Origin of the sequence: Pantoea alfalfae, from assembly GCF_019880205.1 — a bacterium.
Taxonomy (GTDB): domain Bacteria; phylum Pseudomonadota; class Gammaproteobacteria; order Enterobacterales; family Enterobacteriaceae; genus Pantoea; species Pantoea alfalfae.
In genome coordinates this window covers 3,865,776-3,888,427 of sequence record NZ_CP082292.1, presented here as the reverse complement: position 1 = coordinate 3,888,427, position 22,652 = coordinate 3,865,776, and the positions used below count along the sequence as shown (strand labels likewise).

Here is a 22,652-nt window from a genome sequence, read left to right as displayed (position 1 = left end):
ATGACAACAACAGGAATAAACAGGTGGGTCGCTGCACTGCTGCTGGGCTCGGCAACGCTGAACTGCGCAGTGGCGCAGGAGAGTGCGCCGATCATGGCCACAGGAGAAACGGCGGTGCAATCGTTGCCCCAGCAGCCTGCCGCGCCGCTGCGTAGCAGTCAGCTGAGCTTCGTTAAGCTGGCCCCGCCGCCGGGCAGCATGACGCTGAGCGGAACCCGCCCCAGCGGGCAGATCGAGTTCGGGGTGCGCAGTGATGAGGTGGTGACACGTGCGCTGCTTAATCTCAGCTACCGGCCGTCGCCTGCGCTGCTGCCCACGCTGTCGCAGCTGAAAGTCTATCTCAACGATGAGCTGGTGAGCCTGATCACCCTGACGCCGGAACAGCCTGGCAAACAGAATCAGGTGCAGCTGGCGATCGATCCCCGTTTTATCGCCGACTTTAACCGCGTGCGCTTTGAGCTGGTCGGTCACTACGCCAACATCTGTGAAAATCCGGCCAACAGCACCATCTGGCTCGATATCGGCAAAGAGAGCGGTCTGGATCTGACGCTACAAAAACTGCCGCTGAAAAACGACCTGTCTCATTTCCCGGAGCCCTTTCTTGATACGCGCGACACGCGGCCGCTGACCCTGCCGATGGTGTTTGCTGCCCGGCCAGACGTTAACCAGCAGCGTGCCGCTGCGATCCTGGCCTCCTGGTTCGGCAGCAAAGCGGCCTGGCGCGGACAGCATTTTCCGGTGCTCTACAATCAGTTGCCGCAACAGCAGCATGCGGTGGTGTTTGCCACCAACAATGCACGCCCGGATTTCCTGAAAAATTTGCCACCGGTGATGAAGCCGACCGTGGCGATGGTAAGCCAGCCTGACAGCCCCTATGAAAAGATGCTGCTGATCCTGGGACGCAACGACGACGATCTGCTGACGGCGGTGCAGGGGATTGCGCAGGGCGAGCTGCTGTTACGCGGCGACAGCGCGACCGTCGACCGCGTCACACTGCGGGCACCGCGTCAGCCCTATGATGCGCCAAACTGGGTACGCACCGATCGCCGCACCACTTTTGCTGAGCTGACGCAGTATGAAAACCAGCTGCAGTCTGACGGTCTGCAGCCCAACCCGATCAGTCTGACGCTGAACCTGCCGCCCGATCTCTTCCTGGTGCGCGCGCGCGGTATCGATATGGATCTGAGCTATCGCTACACCTCGCCTGTTCACCCGGATGGCTCACGACTGGCCGTTAACCTGAATAATCAGTTTATTCAGGACTACCCGCTGGTGCCGAAAAACACGGCCGGGCAGCAACTGCTGCATATTCCGCTGATTCAGGGAATGATGGACAAGAATCATGAGCTGCTGATCCCGGCGCTGCGGCTGGGCGTGGTTAACCAGCTGCGCTTTGATTTTGACTATGCCAATACCTTTATGGGGGGCACCGCCGACGGGCGTTGTGAAACCGTGACGCCGGTAGGACATCATGTGGTGGTGGACGACAATTCCAGCATCGACTTCTCTGGCTATCGCCACTACATCGAAATGCCCTCATTGCAGAGCTGGGCGAATGCTGGCTTCCCGTTCAGTCGCTACGCCGATCTGGCCCAGACGCTGGTGCTGGTCCAGTCCAACCCTGATGCACAGCAGGTGAGTACACTGCTGAATGCGCTGGGCAATATGGGCGCGCAGACCGGCTATCCGGCGCTGCGCGTGCAGCTTACCGATGACTGGAGTACGGCGAAAAAGCAGGATGCGGATCTGCTGATGATCGGCGATATTCCTAAAGATCTTCAGGATGACCGTCGGATCACGGCGCTGGTCGATGCCACCGCCAGCTGGCTGAAAACCCCGGCGCGCAAGGTTTCTCAGCCTGTTCAGCCGCTGAGTGAGGCTGAAAGAGCAGTGGAAAGTACCACAGCCATTGGTTCACGCGGCCCGCTGGCGACCGTGATCGGTTTCCAGTCGCCGTTTTACGATCAGCGCAGTGTGGTGGCACTGCTCGCCGATGGCAGTCCGCGCAGCTGGCAGCTGCTTGATGAGGCGCTGGATGACAGCGGCAAACGCCAGGCGATCTCAGGCTCCACGGCGATTATCCGTGAGTCTGGCGTCAACAGCCTGCGCGTTGGAGAGACCTACTTTGTTGGCCATCTGCCGTGGTGGGAACGTCTCTGGTCACTGCTCTCTTCACATCCCTTCTGGCTGGCACTCTGTGCATTCTTTGTGGTGGTGCTGTTCGCGCTGATGACATGGCGTCTGATGCGAATTATTACCCGTCGTCGTTTACTGGATGAAGATGAATAACGCTCAGTTATTGCGGACAGGCATGCTGCTCGGCGCGCTAAGTGCGCTGCCGGGAATGGCCGCGTCCGCTGACGGATCGGAAGTCTCACCGGTCGACTGGCTGCTGACCCAGGTCCGTACCGGCGAGTCGACCAACAAATACGATCTGGTACAGCAATCGCTCTATCGGCTTGAGAAAATCGATCCCGATAATCCCCAGGTGCTGGCGGCACGTCTGCGGCTGGCGCTGCATCAGGGTGATATCGCCAGCGCGCAATTGCTGCTGGCTCAACTGAAAAAGGTTGCACCTGATTCGGCAGAGACACGCGAATCCGCTGTCGGCCTGGTGCTGACCTCATCCGATGGACGACAGCAACTGCAGCAGGCGCGTCTGCTTGCCACCTCGGGGCGACTGACCGAGGCGAAAAGCGCTTATGATGCGCTGTTTAACGGCGTCTTCCCCGATCCCAATACCGCCCTGGAGTACTGGCGGCTGCTGGCACGTCTTCCCGGTCAGGAGGGCGTGGCTTATCAGCAGCTTCAGGCACTGGAACAGCGCTATCCGGGCAATATCGGGGTTGAGCTACAAATTGCGCGTATGGCGTTTAATCAGCAGCAGCCAGAAAAGGCGATAGCGCAGCTGAAAAAGCTGGCAAACAGCAATGGCGGGCGTACCGCTGCCGCCGACCTCTGGCTGCAGCAGATCACCGATCAGCCCATCAGCGACAGCAGCGTGGCACAGCTTAAAGCTTATCTGGCCGTTTTCACTGAGGGCGATGCGCACCAGCAGGGCGCAGAGGCGCTCGCGAAGCAGCAGACGACGCTGGCCGATCCCGCTTATCGGGAACGAATGCGGGCGCTGGCGCTGGTTGACGCAGGCGACGTGAATAACGCGATGACGACCCTTAACCGGGCGCTGAAAGCGAATCCCGACGATGCCGAATTAATGGGCGCAATGGGACAAACTCAGGCCCGCGCAGGTCATCGTGATGCCGCCATTCTCTGGCTGGAACGCGCCATTAAAGCGGGTCAGCAGAGCACGCTGATTGGTAAATGGCAGTCACTTTTGCAGAGCAATCGCTACTGGCTGGCGATTGAGCAGGGCGATAAAGCGCTGGCACAGCACGATATTGATGCTGCCGAAAAATACTATCGCGCGGCGCAAACGTATGACAGCAGCGACAGCTATGCCCTGATTGGTCTGGGTGATGTGGCGATGGCGCGCAAAGAGACGGCGGCGGCTGAACAGTTCTGGCAGCGCGCGCGACGGCTGGATGGCACCAATATCACCGCAGTGCGTCGGCTGGCGGGGCTGTATCAGACGGTGTCGCCTGCCCGCGAGATGGAATTTATCACTACCTTGCCCGCTGCACAGCAGCGTGCACTGGCCGATACAATCCGGACGCTGCGCAGCGACAGCCTGCGCGCGGAGGCGGATGCCCTGGCGCAGCAGGCGCGCTGGTCGCAGGCCGCAGAGAAATATCGCCAGGCGCGCGAGCTGGCACCGGATGACGTCTGGCTCAGTTACCGGCTGGCGGGTGCACTGCGTAACGGCGGAGCCGGACAGCAGGCGGATGCGGTAATGCGCGCACTGTTGCAGAAGCATCCCCAAAACGCCACCGCGCTTTATGCGACCGCACTCTGGTTCTCAGGCAACGATAACAATAGTGAGGCGATGGCTTCGCTGCATCGGCTGCCCGACGCGCAGTGGAGCAGCGATATGCGCGAGCTGGCTGACCGCCTGAAGCAGGATCAGATCTTTGACCAGGCTGAGGCGCTGCGCGTCGCCGGGCAGGAGCAGGCAGCGGTGACGCTGCTTAAGCAGCAGCCGGTTTCCAGCCAGCGCGACCTGCTACTGGCCGACTGGGCGCTGGAACGCGGTGAAGCGCAGCAGGCACTGGCGGATTATCAGCAGGTGCTGTCGCGCCAGCCGGATAACGGCGATGCGGCGCTGGGACGAATCGAAGCGCTGGTTGCCCTGCAGCGCAACAGCGAAGCCCGACAGGCGCTTGAGCAACAGCCGCCGGTACAGGCCAGCGTCAATGCGGATCGCCGTGCTGCGCTGGCGTGGCAGGCGGTGGGTGAAACCACACGGGCTGTCGCGCTATTTACCGATTTGAAACAGCGTGCTGCCGCGCTGCCGCCTTCGCAGGACAAGGCGCTGGTGTTTCGTGATGCGGCACGGCTGGAGGGTGCGCAGCAGCAGCCTGAACAGGCGCTGACAGACTATCGTCAGGCGATGACGGCCAGCGGTATCGATAGCCGTGGCAATATCAGCCGCGCAACCCGCAACGATCCTCAGGATGACTGGCTGAAGCGCAGCCTGCGCAGCGACACGGCCGATCTTTACCGTCAGCAGCAGACCACGCTGACGGTGCAGCAGGACTATTCACGCAACAGTGGTACCGGCGGCATCTCCGATTTTACGGCGCACACCACCATGCTGCAGGCGGAACATCCGTTTGCCGATGGCCGGGGCTTTGTCCGTCTTGATCGGGTGGATGTCTCCGCAGGCACCTTTACCACCCAAAACGGCAGCATCGACGCCCTGTTTGGCAGCTGTGACGACGCCAGTTCGGGCGGCTGCAGTCGCCAGACCCGCCAGCGCGATGAGGGTACGGCGCTGGCCGCTGGCTGGCATAACGCGACCTGGTCGGCTGACCTCGGTACCACGCCGCTGGGTTTTGAAGTCACTAACTGGACCGGCGGGCTGAGCTGGAAAACCGATGTGAAACAGCTCGGCGTCACACTCACTGCCTCACGCAGGCCGATAGCCAGTTCGCTGCTCTCCTATGCCGGGACGCGCGATCCTGCAGCCAACGGGGGCAAAAGCTGGGGTGGCGTGGTGGCCACGGGCGGCAGCATCGGGCTGAGTTACGATCAGGGCGGCGCGCATGGCGTCTGGGGTGATATCAGCGCGCATCAGATCACCGGTAAAAATGTTGCCGATAACAGCCGTGAGCGCCTGATGGGCGGCTATTACTACAAGCTCATCAACAGCGGCAACCGCCGTGCAACCGTCGGGCTGAACAGCATGCTCTGGCACTATCAGAAGGATCTCAGTGATTACACCTTCGGCCAGGGCGGCTACTACAGTCCGCAGCAGTATCTCTCCTTTTCCGTGCCGGTGACCTGGCGGCAGCGGACAGAGAACTGGTCGTTTGATCTGGGCGGCTCCGTCTCCTGGTCACATTCGAAAACCAGTGCGCAGCAGCGTTATCCGGTTAATCCGGGCTATACCCTTGCCAGTAATCCGTCTTCTGCCAGCAGTTCCGGCGGCGGTACGGGCTATACGCTGCAGGCAGTCATTGAGCGACGGCTGACGTCGAACTGGTTTATTGGTGCGGGTGTCGATATTCAGCAGGCGAAGGATTACACCCCGAGTCATGGTCTGCTCTATGTGCGCTATGCTGCCGGCGGCTGGGAAGGCGATCTCGATATGCCGCCACAGCCGCTGATCCCTTACGCAGATTTTAAATAACACGGAACGGGAAAAAGCAGGACTTTTCAGACGGTAAAAAAGTCAGTTTTTGGGATATACTGGCGGGCATTGTCCTGTCTGCTATCTGGGCTTTTTTCATCGTCGGGAGAGAATTTTTTGCGCGTAAGCCGGTCACTAACGATAAAGCAGATGGCGACAGTTTCGCTGGTTGCGGTTATCACCATCAGTATCTTTATCGTCATCCAACTGTTTCATTTTGTGCAGCAGCGCAGGATTGACTACGCCCAGCAGATGGAGAATATCGCGCACACCGTCCGCCAGCCGCTGTCGGAAGCGGTGCTGCGTGCCGATATTTCTCAGGCCGAACGCATTCTTCATTCACTGAAGCCTGCCGGTATTTTATCGCGCGCCGACGTGGTGCTGCCTAATGCGTTTCAGGCCCTGCATGCCGACTTTGAGACGGAAAAACCGGTGCCGCTTCTGGTGGCCCGCCTGTTTGAGCTGCCGGTGCAGATTACCCTGCCGCTCTATTCGGTCGAAAATACCGGGATGCCGAAGCCGCTGGCCTATCTGGTGTTGCAGGCTAATTCGACGCGCGTCTACCAGTTTATCCTCAGCACGCTCTCAACCATGATCATCACCTATCTGCTGCTGGCGCTGATCCTCTCCGTGGCGATCAGCTGGTGCATCAACCGGCTGGTGGTGCATCCGCTGCGCAATCTCTCACGCGAGCTGCAGGAGTTGCCACCGCAGTCGATTCTGACGCATAAACTGACCCTGCCGCAGAGCCATCGCGATGACGAAATCGGCATGCTGATCCGCAGCTACAACCGTAATCAGCAGGTGCTGGAGTCGATTCATGACGAGATGAGTCGGCTGACCACCCATTTTGCCGTCACCGATCTGCCTAACCGTACGCTGTTTCTTGCGCTGGTCGAACAGTTCATGTGTAACCCTGAACAGCCACTGGGTCTGATGGTGATCCGTATTGAAACGCTGCAGGAAGCCAATGGCGTCCTGCGCGATGAGCAGCGCGATACGCTGATGCTGACGCTGGTGGAGAAAATCCGGCATACGCTGGATGACCATACCCTGCTGGCACAGACCGGTGTCAGCGACTTCGTGCTGTTAATGAAGCGCGCCAGTAATCCGTTTCGTGCGCTGCGCCTGGCGCGCAACCTGATGATTCGCCTGAATCAGCCGGTCAACCTGCATCAGCTGCAGCTGCGTCCTAACGTCAGCATCGGTCTGGCGCTGCGCGACGACAAGCCGCTGAGCGCTAACGAGCTGCTTGACCGCGCGACCTCGGCGATGATGTCGGCCCGTCATCAGGGCAAAAATCAGATCCTGTTCTTTGACGCCGCGCTGACCGAGCGCGCTCAGAAGCGTCTGACACAGGAGCATGACATTCTGCAGGGGCTGCACGATGAGCAGTTCGCCCTCTACCTGCAACCCCAGGTGGATATGCGCACCGGTACGTTAACCGGCGCAGAAGCGCTGCTGCGTATGCGCCAGCCTGATGGCAGTTACGGTCTGACCGAGGAGTTTATTGCCAGTGCTGAAGAGATTGGTGTGATTAGCGCGATTGGCCGCTGGGTGTTTGAAGAGGCGTGCCGCATTCTGGCTGGCTGGCAGCGACAGGGTATTATGCTGCCGCTGAGTGTGAATATTTCCGCAGTGCAACTGCGGGATACCGGCGTAGTTTCTCATCTGCAATCCCTGCTGGCGCGCCACCGTATCGCACCAGGCACTCTGGTGCTGGAAGTGACAGAAACGGCTCAGCTTGACGATGCGGAACAGGCGATGTCGATGCTGCGGATGTTGCAGCAGACCGGCGTGGCGGTGGCGCTGGATGATTTCGGTATGGGCTATTCTAACCTGAACTATCTCCATCAGCTGAAAGCGTTGCCGGTTAACAAACTGAAGATGGATCGCAGCTTTGTGGCGGCACTGCCGCATGACGACACCATGGTCCGCATCGTGGCGGCTATCGCCGAAATTATCCATCTGGAGGTGATTGCCGAAGGTGTGGAAACGGCGGAGCAGCGCGACTGGCTGCTGGCGCGCGGCATCGCTATCGGTCAGGGCTACCTCTATGCGGAAGCGCTGCCGGTGAGCCGCTTCAACCAGACCTGGATCGAAAAATCCTCACTGCCGCAATAATTGCCTGATTCATTGATTTTGCGAGAATTTTAGTTACAAAACCCCGTGCTGAAGCGTTTCAGTTCAGAATTACGATCCCAGGGTTTCCTGGGCGTTTGTCACCCTGTATTAATCACGTAAACAGAGTGTTATTTTCGGGTTACTGTCAGGCGCCACCTCTGTTGCCCGCCAGTCACAATAACGAATCCGACAACATCACCTCACGGCGTTAGTGGACACCTGTTTATGAAAACCTCACTTTTTAAAAGCCTTTATTTCCAGGTGCTGATGGCGATTGGCATCGGCGTTTTGTTAGGCCATTTTTACCCGGAGTTAGGGACCCAGATGAAGCCGCTGGGAGATGGCTTTGTTAAATTAATCAAGATGATTATCGCCCCGGTGATTTTCTGTACCGTGGTGACCGGCATCGCTGGCATGGAAAGCATGAAAGCGGTAGGGCGTACCGGCGCAGTTGCACTGCTCTATTTTGAAATTGTCAGCACCATCGCGCTGATTATCGGCCTGATCGTGGTAAACGTCGTGCAGCCAGGTGCCGGGATGAACGTTGATCCTGCCACGCTGGATGCCAAAGCCGTGGCGATGTACGCCCAGCAGGCAGAACAGCAGGGCATCGTCCCCTTCCTGCTGGATATTATTCCTAACAGCGTGATTGGCGCCTTTGCCAGCGGCAACATTCTGCAGGTATTGCTGTTCGCCATTCTGTTTGGTTTCGCCCTGCATCGCCTGGGTAACACCGGCACGCTGATTTTCAACGTGATTGAAAATTTCTCAAAAGTCATTTTCGGCATCATTAACATGATCATGCGTCTGGCACCGATAGGGGCATTTGGCGCAATGGCGTTCACCATCGGTAAGTATGGCGTGGGATCACTGGTGCAGCTCGGCCAACTGATCATCTGCTTCTATATCACCTGTGTTCTGTTTGTGGTGATCGTGCTGGGGCTGATTGCGCGTCTGTTTGCCGGATTCAGCATCTTTAAGTTCATCGCCTATATCAAAGAAGAGCTGCTGATTGTGCTGGGGACCTCCTCTTCCGAGTCTGCACTGCCGCGCATGCTGGATAAGATGGAGAAACTGGGCTGTAAGAAATCAGTGGTCGGGCTGGTGATCCCCACCGGTTACTCCTTTAACCTCGACGGCACCTCGATTTATCTGACCATGGCGGCGGTGTTCATCGCTCAGGCGACCAATGCGCACATGGATATCTTCCATCAGATTACGCTGCTGGTGGTGCTGCTGCTCTCCTCGAAAGGCGCAGCGGGGGTAACCGGAAGCGGATTTATCGTACTGGCGGCGACGCTCTCTGCGGTAGGACATCTGCCGGTGGCGGGTCTGGCGCTGATACTCGGTATTGACCGCTTTATGTCTGAAGCCCGTGCGCTGACTAACCTGATCGGTAACGGAGTGGCGACCGTGGTGGTCGCGAAGTGGGTCGATCAGCTGGATCATAAACAGCTGACCGACACGCTGGCAGGCCGTAATAAGGAGAATAAAGCGTCTGAATCTTCAATTTAATCATTGAATTTCACTTAAATCCCCACAAATGCCCGCTGTCGCTTGCCCTGACAGCGGGCATTTGCATAATGAACCCCACTTGTTTTTTTTGACGTTTTTCACTTCGTTGCGCGACATCCTGAGCTTCCTGTGGTCAAACACTCTGTTGTTGGATAACAGCGCGAATCGGCGTCAGCCGGTTCGTTAATAACAGCGGCAATATGCGCCAGTGATAATGATATTTGAATTATTTGAGTAGGGGTTCACATGCAGGGCACCAGAATTCGGCTTTTGGTTGGTGGATTAGTGCTGGCAGGCAGCTTTGGTCTCCAGGCCGAAACGCTGCAACCGGATCCGGCCTGGCAGGAAGGCAAGCTGGATAATGGATTTAACTGGCAGTTACTGGCCACACCGCAACGGCCCAGCGACCGCATTGAACTGCGTCTGGTGGTGAATACCGGTTCGCTGGTGGAGAGTGCGCAACAGACCGGCTTCAGTCATCTGCTGCCACGCCTGGCGATGGTGCATAACACTGCACTCGATAATCATCAGCAGCGTGCGCTATGGCAACAGGCGATGGATCCTCAGCATCCGCTGCCGCCCGTCATCATCTCCTATGATTCCACCCAATATAATCTGAGCCTGCCGAATAACCGCCCTGAGCTGCTGAAAGAAGCGCTGAACTGGCTGGCGGCCACGGCGGGCAATATGGCGATCACTGAAGAGGTGGTTAACACCGCGCTGGCCGCCTCCGATCCGGTGGCGACCTGGCCGAAAGATCCGCAGGATGTCTGGTGGCGCTACCGCCTGAAAGGCTCCGCGCTGCTGGCGCACGATCCCGCTACACAACCCCGTGCGCCGGTGGATTTAACCCAGCTCAGCGATTTTTATCATCAGTGGTACACCCCGGACGCGATGACGCTCTATGTGGTAGGCAACGTCGACAGCCGTAACCTCTCTGAACAGATCAACAAAACCTTTTCGGCGTTAACCGGCAAACGTGAAACCCCTGCGCCACTGCCGACGCTGTCACCGCTGCCACATGAGCCGGTGAATCTGGTCAGCAGCAACATGACGCAGGATCGTCTGTCGCTGGTGTGGGATACGCCATGGCAACCGATTCGTGACTCCCTGAATCTGCAGCGTTACTGGCAGAGCGACCTGGCCCGTGAAGCGCTGTTCTGGCACGTTCAGCGTGCACTCAGCGACAGTAAGGCGCAGGGCATCCAGGTCGGATTCGACTGCCGGGTGCTCTATCAGCGGGCGCAGTGTTCCATCAACATGGATGGGCGCAATGACAATCTGGCGCAGAATATGAATCTGGTGGCACGTGAGCTGGCGAACGTGCGTGATAAAGGCATACCGCAGGAGGAGTTTGATGCGCTGATGGCGCAGAAGCTGCTGGAGCTGAACAAGCTGTTTACCACTTATGCCCGCACCGATACGGATGTGCTGATGAGCCAGCGCCTGCGCTCGCAGCAGAACGCCGTGGTCGATATCGCGCCAGAGCAGTATCAGAAGCTGCGTCAGACTTTCCTGGCCGGCCTGACCCGCGAACAGCTGAACCAGGAGCTGCGTCAGCAGCTGACGCAGGAGCTGATGATGGTTCTGATTCAGCCGGAAGGCGAAGCGGAAACCAACGTGAAGAGCCTGCAAAACAGCTGGGACAAAGTGATGTCACCGCCAGCGGCACCGGCGACCAGCAATGAAGCCAGTCCGCCGGATAGCAACGTCAAAGACGTTCCGCCCGCCGCGTAACGTCAGGTTTTTGCCCTGAGCCACTCGGTCACTAACATCGGCCAGCTGGCGAGGGGCAAATCTGCCACGCCACGGATACCAAATCCGTGCCCGCCTTTCTGATAGAAATGCACCTCTGCCGGAACCTTATGCTCACGCAGCGCGCCGAAAAACGCCATGCTGTGATTCACTGAGACATCGTCATCGTCGGCGGCGTGGATTAACAGCGTCGGCGGCACCAGCGGATGAACCCGGGTTTCCATTGAATAGGCTTCAATCGTTTTCTGATCGGGCCATGCACCCAGCAGGCGGGTTCTGGCACCTTCGTGGGCGATGCCGTCACGCATACTGATCAGGGGATAGACCAGTACCATCGCATCCGGACGCGGCGAGAAGTTTTCAGCGCCATCCTGCACTGGATAGAGTTTCTCTGCGAAACGCGTTCCCAGGCTGGCCGCCACGTGGCCACCCGCCGAAAAGCCCATCATCGCAATGTATTTACCGTTCAGGCCGCGCTGTGCCCGATCACGCAGGACGCGAACCGCACGCTGCGCATCGGCCAGCGGCGCATCGGGACCTTCGTGATGCCCGTCGTAGGGCAGGCGATAGGTCATGACTGCCAGGGTGTAGCCCATTGAAGTAAAGAAGGTTGCCAGCGCGCTGCCTTCACGATCGATCATGACACGCTGATAGCCACCGCCCGGTGCGACCAGCAGGGTAATGCCATTGGATTCGACCGGATGCCAGATCGCCATCTCCGGGCAACGCACGCCGGTAGCGGCGCGATCGTAAGGCTCATACTCTTTTGCCATATCGACAATCTGCGGCTCGGCGCGCGAGTCGCTGGCGCCTGGTGCATCACCGTGTGGCCAGATATTAATAATTTCTGTGTGCATAAATAGATCCTGATGCGGGGAATATTTTAATTGTTTTGTTCGCGGCCGGAGAGAACAGCGTCCTGCTGTCTTTTGATTAAAAGATGGTCTTTTTTCAGGCGGTCGTCCATCCGAAAAGGGCGAATCTGACCAGATTAGGACTATGCCTGGAGAGCGATTTGTTTGCGTAACTAATTAATATTAATCAATAAATTATAAGAGAGATTAAAGAGGATTGCCGAAGAGTGTCTGTTATTAACCACTAATTTTCAGCTTAAGGTAAATAACTGGCACGGGCCACTTTGTTAGACGCAATTTACCGGATATCACGCTGTTTGCTGTTAAGGCGACATAATGCTTTTCGTGCCAGAGTGATCCCCGTCTCAATGCTGAGATTAATGTGCCAGTCTCATTTGGGAATGGTCAGCATTATTTACCACGCGGCAGTTTCCTGTTGGTTGATGCGGTTTAACATAACATCCTCCGTCTGCTCACAACGGTAAGAGGCATGTCATGCTTGATACCAATCTCTCTACCAGACAAACCTTTGGTCGCCTGTGGCCGATGATTTCTCCCTTCAGACTGGGGCTATTGGTCGCGGGTGTTGCCCTGATCGTCAACGCCGCCATAGACCCGTTTATGCTGACGTTACTGAAGACGCTGCTGGACGATGTCATTGGCCAGAAAAATCCCGGCATTCTGGTCTGGATGCCGCTGGTGATTATCGGGCTGATCCTGATCCGCGGTGTCAGCGGCTATCTCTCCAGTTACTGTATCTCGTGGGTGTCAGGCAAAGTGGTGATGGCCCTGCGTTGTCGCCTGTTCAGCCATATGATGGGCATGCCGGTGGCATTTTTTGATCAGCAATCAACCGGTACGCTGCTCTCCCGTATCAGCTACGATTGTGAGCAGGTCGCCTCTTCCTCTTCTGGTTCACTGGTGACGGTAGTGCGTGAAGGGGCCTCTATTCTTGGCCTGTTTGTGATGATGTTTTACTACAGCTGGCAACTTTCGCTGATCCTTCTGGTGCTGGCACCTATTGTGTCGCTGGCAATTCGTATCGTCTCCAGGCGCTTTCGCCGCATCAGCAAAAATATGCAGAACACCATGGGGCAGGTGACTTCTCATGCCGAGCAGATGCTGAAAGGGCATAAAGAGGTGCTGATGTTTGGCGGCCAGCAGGTTGAGTCCGACCGCTTCGGACAGGTCAGCAACAACATGCGTCGCCAGGGAATGAAAATGGTCTCGGCGACCTCACTCTCCGATCCGATTATTCAGCTGCTCGCCTCCTCGGCACTCGCCTTTGTGCTCTATGCGGCCAGTTTCCCCTCGGTGATGGCCACGCTGACCGCAGGCTCTATCAGTGCGGTTTTTTCCGCCATGCTGATGCTGATGCGTCCGTTAAAGTCGCTGACCAACGTCAATGCCCAGTTCCAGCGCGGCATGGCGGCCTGTCAGACGCTGTTTGCGATTCTGGATATGGAACAGGAGAAAGATGAAGGGACACGCGTGGTTAAGCGCGCCACCGGCAACATTGAATTTCGGGATGTTACCTTTACCTATCCGGTCGCGGAAACACCGGCGCTGCAGCAGATCAATCTGACCATTCCTGCCGGTAAAACCGTGGCGCTGGTCGGCCGTTCCGGTTCAGGGAAATCGACCCTTGCCAGCCTGCTGACGCGCTTTTACGACATCGACAGCGGCGAAATTTTGCTGGATGGCCATGACCTGCGTGATTACACCCTGGCCTCGCTGCGCGAGCAGGTGGCGCTGGTTTCTCAGCATGTTCACCTGTTCAATGACACGGTTGCCAACAATATTGCCTATGCCCGTACCGATGTCTTCAGCCGCGAGGAAATAGAAAAGGCGGCAGAGATGGCCCATGCCATGGAATTCGTTAATAAAATGGATAACGGACTGGATACGGTGATTGGAGAAAACGGCGTGCTGCTGTCGGGTGGACAGCGGCAGCGCATCGCCATTGCCCGCGCCCTGTTGCGAGACAGCCCGATTCTGATCCTCGACGAAGCGACCTCGGCTCTGGACACCGAGTCTGAACGCGCGATTCAGTCTGCGCTGGAGACGCTGCAGCAGAACCGGACCACGCTGATCATCGCTCACCGTCTCTCGACCATTGAAAAGGCTGATGAAATTCTGCTGGTAGATGAGGGGGAAATTGTGGAGCGCGGCTCGCATCAGCAGTTGCTGCAACAGAACGGCGCATATGCGCGGCTCTATCAGATGCAGTTCAGTCAGCCGCTTTGTGCGTAAGAGTTGTTTGTGCCAAATCACTGCCTGAAAGGCAAATCAGAGTGAATCCAGCAGCAATAAATCAGCTCAACGCGCAGGGAACCGGGTCAGAAGAGGAAAGCGTCCCGCGCAAGACAAAAACGCCGGGAGCGTTTTTGAACAACGCAACGCGTTGGCCCGGGTACGGGCGCACCTCAGGGATGAGGTGCGTAATCGCGCGGACCGAACGTGTCAGGGATGACATTTTTTGCGTCTTTCCGATCTGACCCGGTTTCCTGTGCAGGCTCCTTCTCACCGCGACTCAGCCAGACATAACCAGCAGCGCAAAAAAATGCGCCCAAGGGCGCATTTTCCGTCATCTATATTCGCAGATAGATCTTCACGACGCTAACTGCTACAGCATCACTCTGGCATCGCCGCTGCCGGAATAATCGCACCGCGATGCTGAATCACGGTGCTGGCGGTCAGGTGTCCGCGCTGCGCGGCGGCCTCTGCAGAAGCGCCCGTCAGACGGCGCGCCAGATACCCGGCACTGAATGAATCGCCAGCGGCCGTCGTATCGATTACTCTCTCTTTCGCCAGACGTACCGCAGGCACCTCAATCAGCGGCGCATCGCCGATAGCGACCAGACATGACTCTGCACCCCGCTTAATGACGATTTCGCTGGCACCGGCCTGACGGGTACGCGAAATAACGTCATCGAGCGGCTGCTCGCCCCACAGCAGATGTTCATCATCCAGCGTCAGGAAAGCGATATCGGTACAGTTCAGCATGGCGCGATATGCAGCCTGCGCGCTGGCGCGGTCGGCCCATAAACGCGGGCGGTAGTTGTTATCGAAAATCACCCTGCCGCCATTCGCCTGGCAGCGGGCCAGCAGCGCCATCAGCTTCTCACGACTTGCCGGCGGCAGAATCGCCAGACTGATGCCGCTGAGGTAGAGATAATCGTAGTGCGACAGCTGTTCGGCTATCTCTGCGGATTGCGGGCTGTCGAGCCAGTAACGCGCGGCAGCATCGCTGCGCCAGTACCAGAACGTACGCTCGCCGTCGGCATCGGTTTCAATCACATACAGGCCCGGCATCTTATTATCGAGGCGCTGAATCAGGTCCGTATTCACCTTCTCCTGCTGCCAGGCTGCGATCATCTGATCGCTGAACGAATCCGTCCCCAGCGCGGTGACATAATCGACCCGCAACTGCGGCTCATCAACCTGGCGGGCGAGATACACCGCCGTGTTAAGGGTATCGCCGCCAAAGCCTCGCTTAATGTTCTCACCCTTTTCGGACAGCTCAATCATGCATTCGCCGATGATGGCAATTTTCTTCTGCGTCATGGTTTCAGACCTGTAGTGAAATATCGCCTTAGTCTCGCGTCTGGTATGGCAGACGTCAATGGTTTTAAAACGGTGTTTTAATTTAACTTAAGGCGCAGAAAAGCCGCGATCCGGGCGATAAGAGCGGCTAATTTCGGCCTGTTTTACCGATTATGCTAACGAAACGGCTGGTAAACTCTCCGTTTTCATACGGCCGCCCCATTCATCTCATTATCACAGGCATTTACGATAATCGCTTGAGTCTCCCGTTTTGGGGACGTATTACCAACCAGGAAAATAGCATGGTGATGGAGAATATTAGCCAATGGCTGCCGTCTTCAACCGACCTTAATCTCCACACGGAAACGCCGCTCTTCTGGCAACAATGTCATCGACGCTATCGGTTTCAGCCGATTTATCGGGTAACAGGTCGGTTACTGGCGATTGAACTGCTGACCGCCGTTTATCATCCCATGGCGCCGGAAAGGAATCTCTCGCCTGAAGCCTGGTTTGCCGGACTCGATATCGCTCAGCGCCTGAACGTAGTGTATGAGCAGCTCGAGCTCCTCGCAGAATGGACTGCATTTTTCGAACACAATGATGTGGTCGCCTCGGTCAACATAGACGGTCCCTCACTGCTGGCCATTCAGCACCGACCCGCTATTCGTCGCCTCATTGCCAGCCTGCCATGGATACGCTTTGAACTCACCGAGCACCAGGCGCTGCCGCAGGAGGAGAAAGTAGCGAAAATACCTGAACTGGGGCCGCTGTGGCTGGATGACTTCGGTTCGGGTATGGCGAATTTCTCGGCGCTGACCGAACTGAAATATGATTACATCAAGCTGTCGCGCGACCTTTTTACTATGCTGGGCACCACCAATGAAGGGCGCAGCCTGTTTTCGATGCTGCTGGCGCTGATCAATCGCTACTGCAACGGCGTCATTGTTGAAGGCGTGGAGACGGAAGCGCAGTGGCAGCAGGTTAAAGCATCCCCCGCTATCGCGGCCCAGGGCTACTACTTTTCGCGACCTGTCCCATTTTCTGAACTGAATCATCTCACTATCCAGCTTCCCTGATGCCGTTGCTCGCCGTCTCGACTATCTTTAACGCAGACCGTGAATGTGCAAGGAGAAAGCGTAATGTCGCGTACCGGGAAAATAGTCAGCTGGGTAGCAGGAATTCTGGTGTTATTAATCGTGGTGATTATCGTCGTCATCGCCACCTTTGACTGGAATCGCCTGAAACCCACCATCAATCAGAAAGTCTCTACCGAATTAAATCGCCCCTTTGCGATACGGGGAGATTTGGGTATCGACTGGGCGAGAAATCGCGACGAGGCAGGCTGGCGGCGCTGGGTGCCATGGCCGCAGGTGCATGCGGAAGATATTATGCTGGGCAATCCGCCAGATATTTCTGACGTCACCATGGTGCATCTGCAACGTGTGGATGCCACGCTGTCACCGCTGTCGTTGCTGCATAAGGAGCTGTTCATTCCATGGATTAAGCTGCAGCGGCCCGATGCCCGATTGATCCAGACTGCAGATAAAAAGAACAACTGGACCTTTACGCTGGCCGAAAGCGACAAAGATGAGAAGAATGCCGCGCCATCGGCCTGGTCCTTCCGTCTGGATAATATTCTGTTCGATCAGGGCCAGATTCGTTATCGCGATGCCGTTAACCGTGCAGATGTGACGGTGCAGGTCAATCCGCTAGGCAAACCGGTGCCTTACGCGCAGATCGCCGGCGGCAACGACCAGCAGAAGGGCGCGGGCAACTTTGTCTTTGGCTGGAAGGCCAGTGGCACCTACAACAACGAGAATCTCAGTGGCGACGGCAAAATCGGCGGCATGCTGTCGCTGCGCAGCCAGAACACCCCGTTCCCGATTCAGGCCGATGTGCGCAATGGCTCCACGCGCGTGCAGGTCACCGGTGGTCTGCAGGATCCAATGAACCTCGGCGGGCTGAATGTGCGACTGCGCTTCTCGGGCGATACGCTGGCGAATCTCTACGGCCTGACCGGCGTCCTGTTGCCTGACACACCGCCTTATGAAACTGACGGCCATCTGATTGCTAAATTCAATGGCGAAAAAGGTGCGGTCTACCGTTATGAGAAATTCAACGGACACATTGGCGACAGCGATATTCATGGCTCCCTGATTTACACGCAGGGCAAACCCCGTCCAACGTTGACCGGTGAACTGACCTCGGAGCAACTGCGCATGGCCGATCTGGGGCCGCTGATTGGCGTAGACTCTGGCAAAGGCAGTGAAAAAACCGCGCAGGCCAAAGCCCGTCGCGGTGAGAAATCGAATCAACCCGCCGACCGCGTGCTGCCGCACGATAAATTTGAGACCAAAAACTGGGACGTGATGGATGCCGATGTGAAGTTCAGCGGCAAACGAATCGAACACAGTAATTCACTGCCGTTAAGCGATCTCTACACCCACTTACAGCTGAAAAGCGGCGATCTGCTGCTGGATCCGCTGCGCTTTGGTGTGGCAGGTGGCAGTCTCAACAGCACCATCCGACTGGAGGGCGATCGCTCGCCGATGCGTGGTCGGGTTGACCTTCATGTACGTAAGCTGCAGCTGCGTCAGCTCTTCCCGACGGTGGACGCAATGAAGAACAGCCGTGGTCAGCTCAATGGCGATGCCAGCTTTACCGGCACCGGTAACTCAGTGGCCGATCTGCTGGCGACCAGCAATGGTCAGCTTAAGCTGCTGATGAATGATGGGCTGATCAGTCGCAGCCTGATGGAGATTGCCGGACTCAACGTCGGTAACTACGTGGTGGGCAAGCTGTTTGGCGATGACCAGGTGCGTATCAACTGCGCCGCGACCGATCTCAGACTGCAGAATGGTGTGGCGACCCCGAACCTGTTTGTATTTGATACCGAGAACGCGATTATCAATGTGTCAGGCAACGCCAACTTCGCCAGTGAGAGACTGGATCTGTCGGTGAATCCGGAGAGTAAGGGCATCCGCATCGTGACGCTGCGCTCCCCGCTCTACGTGCGCGGTACCTTTAAAAATCCTGATGCAGGCGTGAAAGCAGGGCCATTGCTGGCCCGCGGTGCCGCTGCTGTGGCACTGGGTGCGGTCGTCGGCCCGGCAGCGGCGCTGCTGGCCATGATCTCGCCAAGCGATAACGAAGACAATCAGTGCAGCACCGTCCTGCAGCAGATGAAGCAGAAGAAGTAACTAGTTGCGGTAGAGCACTTTGATAATGTGATAACCAAAGCCGGTCTTTACCGGCCCGTAAGGCGTCAGCAGCGGGCAGGTAAAGACCGCTTTATCAAAGGCCGGCACCATCTGTCCCTGACGGAACTCGCCCAGATCGCCCCCCTTCCGGCCGGAAGGACAGGTAGAGTGCTTCTTTGCCAGCTCCTGGAAATTGCCGCCTTTCGCCAGTTTCGCCAGAATCTCTTTTGCCAGCGCTTCCTCTTTGACCAGGATGTGTAAAGCCGCCGCGGTTTTCGCCATGTTGGTATCTCGCTTGTGTATAATTGCCGCCCAGTATAAACCCCTTTCTTTTGATTCAATCAGGCGATTTCTTTTATGCGTTTAAACCCCAGCCAACAACGTGCCGTCGAATTTGTTACCGGTCCCTGTCTGGTGCTGGCGGGCGCGGGATCAGGCAAAACCCGCGTGATTACCAACAAAATCGCCCATCTGATTCGTGAATGCGGCTATCAGGCGCGCCATATCGCCGCAGTAACCTTTACCAATAAAGCCTCGCGCGAAATGAAAGAGCGTGTGGCACAGACGCTGGGCCGCAAAGAGGCGCGTGGCCTGCTGATCTCGACTTTCCATACGCTGGGACTGGAGATCATCAAGCGCGAGACGGCGGCGCTGGGCATGAAGTCCAACTTCTCACTGTTCGACGATCAGGATCAGCTCGCCCTGCTAAAAGAGCTGACCAAAGAGTGGCTGGAAGAGGATAAGACGCTGCTACAGCAGCTCATCTCCACCATTTCGAACTGGAAAAATGATCTGATCGATCCGCAGGGCGCCGCCGCGCTGGCGCGCTCGCAGCAGGATAATATCTTTGCCCACTGCTATGCCCTCTACAGCCAGCATCTGAAGGCGTGCAACGTACTGGATTTTGATGACCTGATCCTGCTGCCGACGCTGCTGCTGCAGCGTAATCAGGAAGTGCGCGAGCGCTGGCAGCAGCGTATCCGCTATCTGCTGGTGGATGAGTATCAGGACACCAACACCAGCCAGTATGAACTGGTTAAGCTGCTGGTTGGCGCACGCGCGCGCTTCACAGTAGTCGGCGATGATGACCAGTCGATCTACTCCTGGCGCGGCGCACGGCCGCAGAATCTGGTGCTGCTGAATCAGGATTTCCCGGCGCTGGAGGTGGTGAAGCTGGAGCAGAACTATCGTTCTTCGCAGCGCATACTGAAAGCGGCAAATATCCTGATTGCCAATAATCCGCACGTCTTTGAAAAGCGCCTCTTTTCGGAGCTGGGGCAGGGTAGCGAGTTGAAAGTGCTTACCGCCAACAGCGAAGAGCATGAGGCGGAGCGGGTCACTGGCGAACTGATCGCGCATCACTTTATCAACAAAACGCAGTACAAAGATTACGCGATTCTCTATCGTGGTAACCATCAGTCACGGACCTTTGAAAAGTTTCTGATGCAGAACCGCATCCCTTATCGCATCTCTGGCGGCACCTCCTTCTTCTCACGTCCTGAGATCAAAGATCTGCTCGCCTATCTGCGTGTGCTGACCAATCCCGAGGATGACAGCGCGTTTCTGCGGATCGTCAATACGCCGCGCCGCGAGATTGGCCCGGCGACGCTGCAGAAGCTCGGTGAGTGGGCCAACCTGCGGAGCAAGAGTCTGTTTAACGCCAGCTTTGATGTCGGTCTGGGGCAGACGCTGAGCGGCCGTGGTCTGGAGCATCTGCAGCGCTTCACCCACTGGCTGAATGAGATTATCCAGCTGAGCGAACGTGAGCCGGTGAATGCCGTCCGCGATTTGATTCGCGGCATCGACTACGAAAGCTGGCTATTCGAAACCTCCGGCAGCCCGAAAGCCGCCGAAATGCGGATGAAAAACGTCAATACGCTGTTTCAGTGGATGACTGAAATGCTGGAAGGCAGCGATATTGATGAGCCGATGACGCTGGCGCAGGTGGTAACGCGCTTTACCCTGCGCGACATGATGGAGCGCGGTGAAAGTGATGAAGAGCTTGATCAGGTGCAATTGATGACGCTGCATGCCTCTAAAGGTCTGGAGTTCCCCTATGTATTCCTGGTGGGCATGGAAGAGGGACTGCTGCCGCATCAGAGCAGTATCGATGAGAACAACATCGAAGAGGAGCGTCGCCTGGCTTACGTGGGGATCACGCGGGCGCAGAAAGAACTGACTTTCACCCTGTGTCGCGAGCGCCGGCAGTATGGCGAGTTAATCCGGCCTGAACCAAGTCGTTTCCTGCTGGAGTTGCCCCAGGACGATCTGCAATGGGAGACCGAGCGCAAAGTGGTCAGTGCGGAAGAGCGGATGAAAACCGGGCAGAGTCGGGTCGCCGGGTTGAGAGCGATGCTCGATAAGGCGAAGAAGAGTTAAACCTCGCAGGAGGCGAAGGAGATTCGCCTCACGCGGGTGCCATTACGACAGGGTTAACAACCAGTGGACGTAAGACTGATAGTGGCTTTCCTGCTCCAGCAGTTCGCTGCGCAGCGGATGCGCCTCCAGCCAGCCTGCGGGCAGGGTCAGATGCAGGGCATCATCGTCTGCCAGTAACCGCACTGCAGGCAGGGTGTCGTCGCGACGGCGGGTGGAGAAAATAATCGCCAGCCGTAGCAGACGGCACATCCGTTCCGCCAGGCGCGGCGGCAGCGCGTTTTGCTGAGTCAGCAATGCCAGATCGATGCTGCCGCTCTGATTTTGCAGTAAACAGGCCAGCAGCTTCTTCTGTGCCGGTGTGAAGCCGGGAAGGTCGAGGTGACGCACCAGATACGCCGCGTGCTGCGGCGCATGACGGAAGTCGACGCTCAGGCCAATTTCGTGGATCGCGCAGGCGCTGAGCAGCAGCTCACGACAGCGCTGATCCAGCTTCCACGGCGTGGAAACCTGACGGAAAAAGCTCTCTGCCAGCTGACGCACGCGGTCTGCCTGTTCGACATCGATGCTGAAACGGCGCTGAACGTTGTGCAGCGTGCGGGTACGGATATCGCGGTCAATCGGCAGATGCAGCATGCCGTAAACCAGTCCTTCCCGCAGTGCACCACCTGCCAGCGTCATGCTATCAATGCTGAGCGCCTGGAAGATAGCGATCAGGATCGACAGGCCGCTGGGGAACACCAGTGCCCGTTCCAGCGTCAGTCCTTCAATTTCCAGCTCTTCCAGTTTGCCGCACTGTATAGCGCGCTGCTTCAGCTGCTGCAGTTTATTCAGCGTGATGCGCTCATCCATACCCTGCGCCACCATAATCTCCTGCAGCGCCTGAACCGTGCCGGATGCCCCGACACAGGCCTGCCAGCCCTGCGCACGCAGTTGCGCGGCAATCGGCTGGATCATCTCACGGGCCGCCTGTTCAGCCTGGTCGAAGTTCTCTTTTGCCAGATGACGATCGCTGAAGAAGCGCTCCAGCCACGTCACACAGCCCATCGACAGGCTGAACAGCACTGATGCGTGTGAACCGTCGCCGGTAGCCAGTTCGGTACTGCCGCCGCCGATATCGACCACTAAGCGCTGGTCGGAACCGCCGGTAGTGTGGGCCACGCCCTGATAAATCAGGCGCGCCTCTTCTTCACCGCTGATGACGTTGATGGTACAGCCGAGAATCTGCTGGGCGGTGTTGAGGAAGGTCTGCGCATTGGCAGCCAGACGCAGCGTGGCGGTCGCCACCACGCGAATCTGATCGGGGGGAATATCCTGCAATTGTTCAGAGAAGAGTCTGAGGCATTGCCAGCCACGCGACATCGCATCGGCTGACAACAGGTTATTTTTATCCAGACCGGCAGCAAGGCGAACCTTGCGCTTAATTTTTGCGACGGTCTGAATACTGCCAGAAACTTCGCGCACCACCAACATATGAAAGCTGTTAGACCCTAAATCGATCGCTGCATAAAGTGACGACGCGCTGAGCATGGT

13 protein-coding genes are annotated in these 22,652 nt (G+C 57.2%); 9 read left to right on the top strand and 4 right to left on the bottom strand.

Features of this window, described 5'->3' with window-relative positions:
- From bcsB to K6R05_RS18085, 5 genes are all read left to right on the top strand, one after another.
- On the top strand, positions 1–2,289 hold the full coding sequence (gene bcsB / locus K6R05_RS18105; RefSeq protein WP_222924768.1) for a cellulose biosynthesis cyclic di-GMP-binding regulatory protein BcsB: 2,289 nt from the start codon (positions 1–3) through the stop codon (positions 2,287–2,289).
- Positions 2,282–5,749: a cellulose synthase complex outer membrane protein BcsC gene (gene bcsC, locus K6R05_RS18100; protein ID WP_222924767.1), complete on the top strand. Its 3,468-nt coding sequence runs from the start codon at positions 2,282–2,284 to the stop codon at positions 5,747–5,749. The genes bcsB and bcsC overlap by 8 nt, the downstream gene beginning before the upstream one ends.
- A gap of 117 nt (positions 5,750–5,866) precedes the next feature.
- Positions 5,867–7,873 carry a biofilm formation regulator HmsP gene (gene hmsP / locus K6R05_RS18095; RefSeq protein ID WP_222924766.1) on the top strand — a complete coding sequence of 669 codons (2,007 nt, stop codon included), beginning with the start codon at positions 5,867–5,869 and terminating at the stop codon, positions 7,871–7,873.
- Between the two features lie 225 nt (positions 7,874–8,098).
- The gene (locus tag K6R05_RS18090; RefSeq protein WP_013359658.1) at positions 8,099–9,388 is read left to right on the top strand and encodes a dicarboxylate/amino acid:cation symporter; all 1,290 of its coding nucleotides are present in this window, start codon (positions 8,099–8,101) and stop codon (positions 9,386–9,388) included.
- A 246-nt stretch (positions 9,389–9,634) separates the two neighbouring features.
- A complete protein-coding gene (locus K6R05_RS18085) occupies positions 9,635–11,125 on the top strand; it encodes a M16 family metallopeptidase (protein WP_222924765.1) in 1,491 nt (496 codons plus the stop codon).
- 2 nt (positions 11,126–11,127) lie between these two features.
- Here K6R05_RS18085 and K6R05_RS18080 read toward each other — a convergent pair whose 3' ends face one another.
- Positions 11,128–12,000 (bottom strand): alpha/beta hydrolase, encoded by an 873-nt coding sequence (locus K6R05_RS18080; protein WP_222924764.1) that lies wholly within the window; start codon positions 11,998–12,000, stop codon positions 11,128–11,130.
- A 492-nt stretch (positions 12,001–12,492) separates the two neighbouring features.
- Between K6R05_RS18080 and msbA the strand changes: the two genes are divergently transcribed.
- Positions 12,493–14,250 (top strand): lipid A ABC transporter ATP-binding protein/permease MsbA, encoded by a 1,758-nt coding sequence (gene msbA, locus K6R05_RS18075; protein WP_161733862.1) that lies wholly within the window; start codon positions 12,493–12,495, stop codon positions 14,248–14,250.
- A 381-nt stretch (positions 14,251–14,631) separates the two neighbouring features.
- Here the strand turns inward: msbA and kdgK are convergent, their stop codons facing one another.
- Positions 14,632–15,564, bottom strand: a complete 933-nt coding sequence (gene kdgK / locus K6R05_RS18070) for a 2-dehydro-3-deoxygluconokinase (RefSeq protein WP_222924763.1) — start codon at positions 15,562–15,564, stop codon at positions 14,632–14,634.
- Between the two features lie 281 nt (positions 15,565–15,845).
- Here kdgK and pdeH point away from each other — a divergent pair, with 281 nt between their 5' ends.
- Positions 15,846–16,619 carry a cyclic-guanylate-specific phosphodiesterase gene (gene pdeH / locus K6R05_RS18065; RefSeq protein ID WP_161733867.1) on the top strand — a complete coding sequence of 258 codons (774 nt, stop codon included), beginning with the start codon at positions 15,846–15,848 and terminating at the stop codon, positions 16,617–16,619.
- A 63-nt stretch (positions 16,620–16,682) separates the two neighbouring features.
- Positions 16,683–18,743 (top strand): AsmA family protein, encoded by a 2,061-nt coding sequence (locus K6R05_RS18060; RefSeq protein WP_161733869.1) that lies wholly within the window; start codon positions 16,683–16,685, stop codon positions 18,741–18,743.
- Here the strand turns inward: K6R05_RS18060 and ppiC are convergent, their stop codons facing one another.
- Entirely contained in the window at positions 18,744–19,025 is a 282-nt protein-coding gene (gene ppiC, locus K6R05_RS18055; RefSeq protein WP_008926423.1) for a peptidylprolyl isomerase PpiC, read from the bottom strand.
- 75 nt (positions 19,026–19,100) lie between these two features.
- On the opposite strand from ppiC, the gene rep reads away from it, so the two are divergent.
- Complete coding sequence (rep, locus tag K6R05_RS18050) at positions 19,101–21,122, top strand: DNA helicase Rep (protein ID WP_161733871.1); 2,022 nt, start codon at positions 19,101–19,103, stop codon at positions 21,120–21,122.
- A gap of 42 nt (positions 21,123–21,164) precedes the next feature.
- Here rep and gppA read toward each other — a convergent pair whose 3' ends face one another.
- Positions 21,165–22,649, bottom strand: coding sequence for a guanosine-5'-triphosphate,3'-diphosphate diphosphatase (gene gppA, locus K6R05_RS18045; protein WP_222924762.1), 1,485 nt, complete (start codon positions 22,647–22,649; stop codon positions 21,165–21,167).
- Between the last annotated feature and the right edge of the window lie 3 nt (positions 22,650–22,652).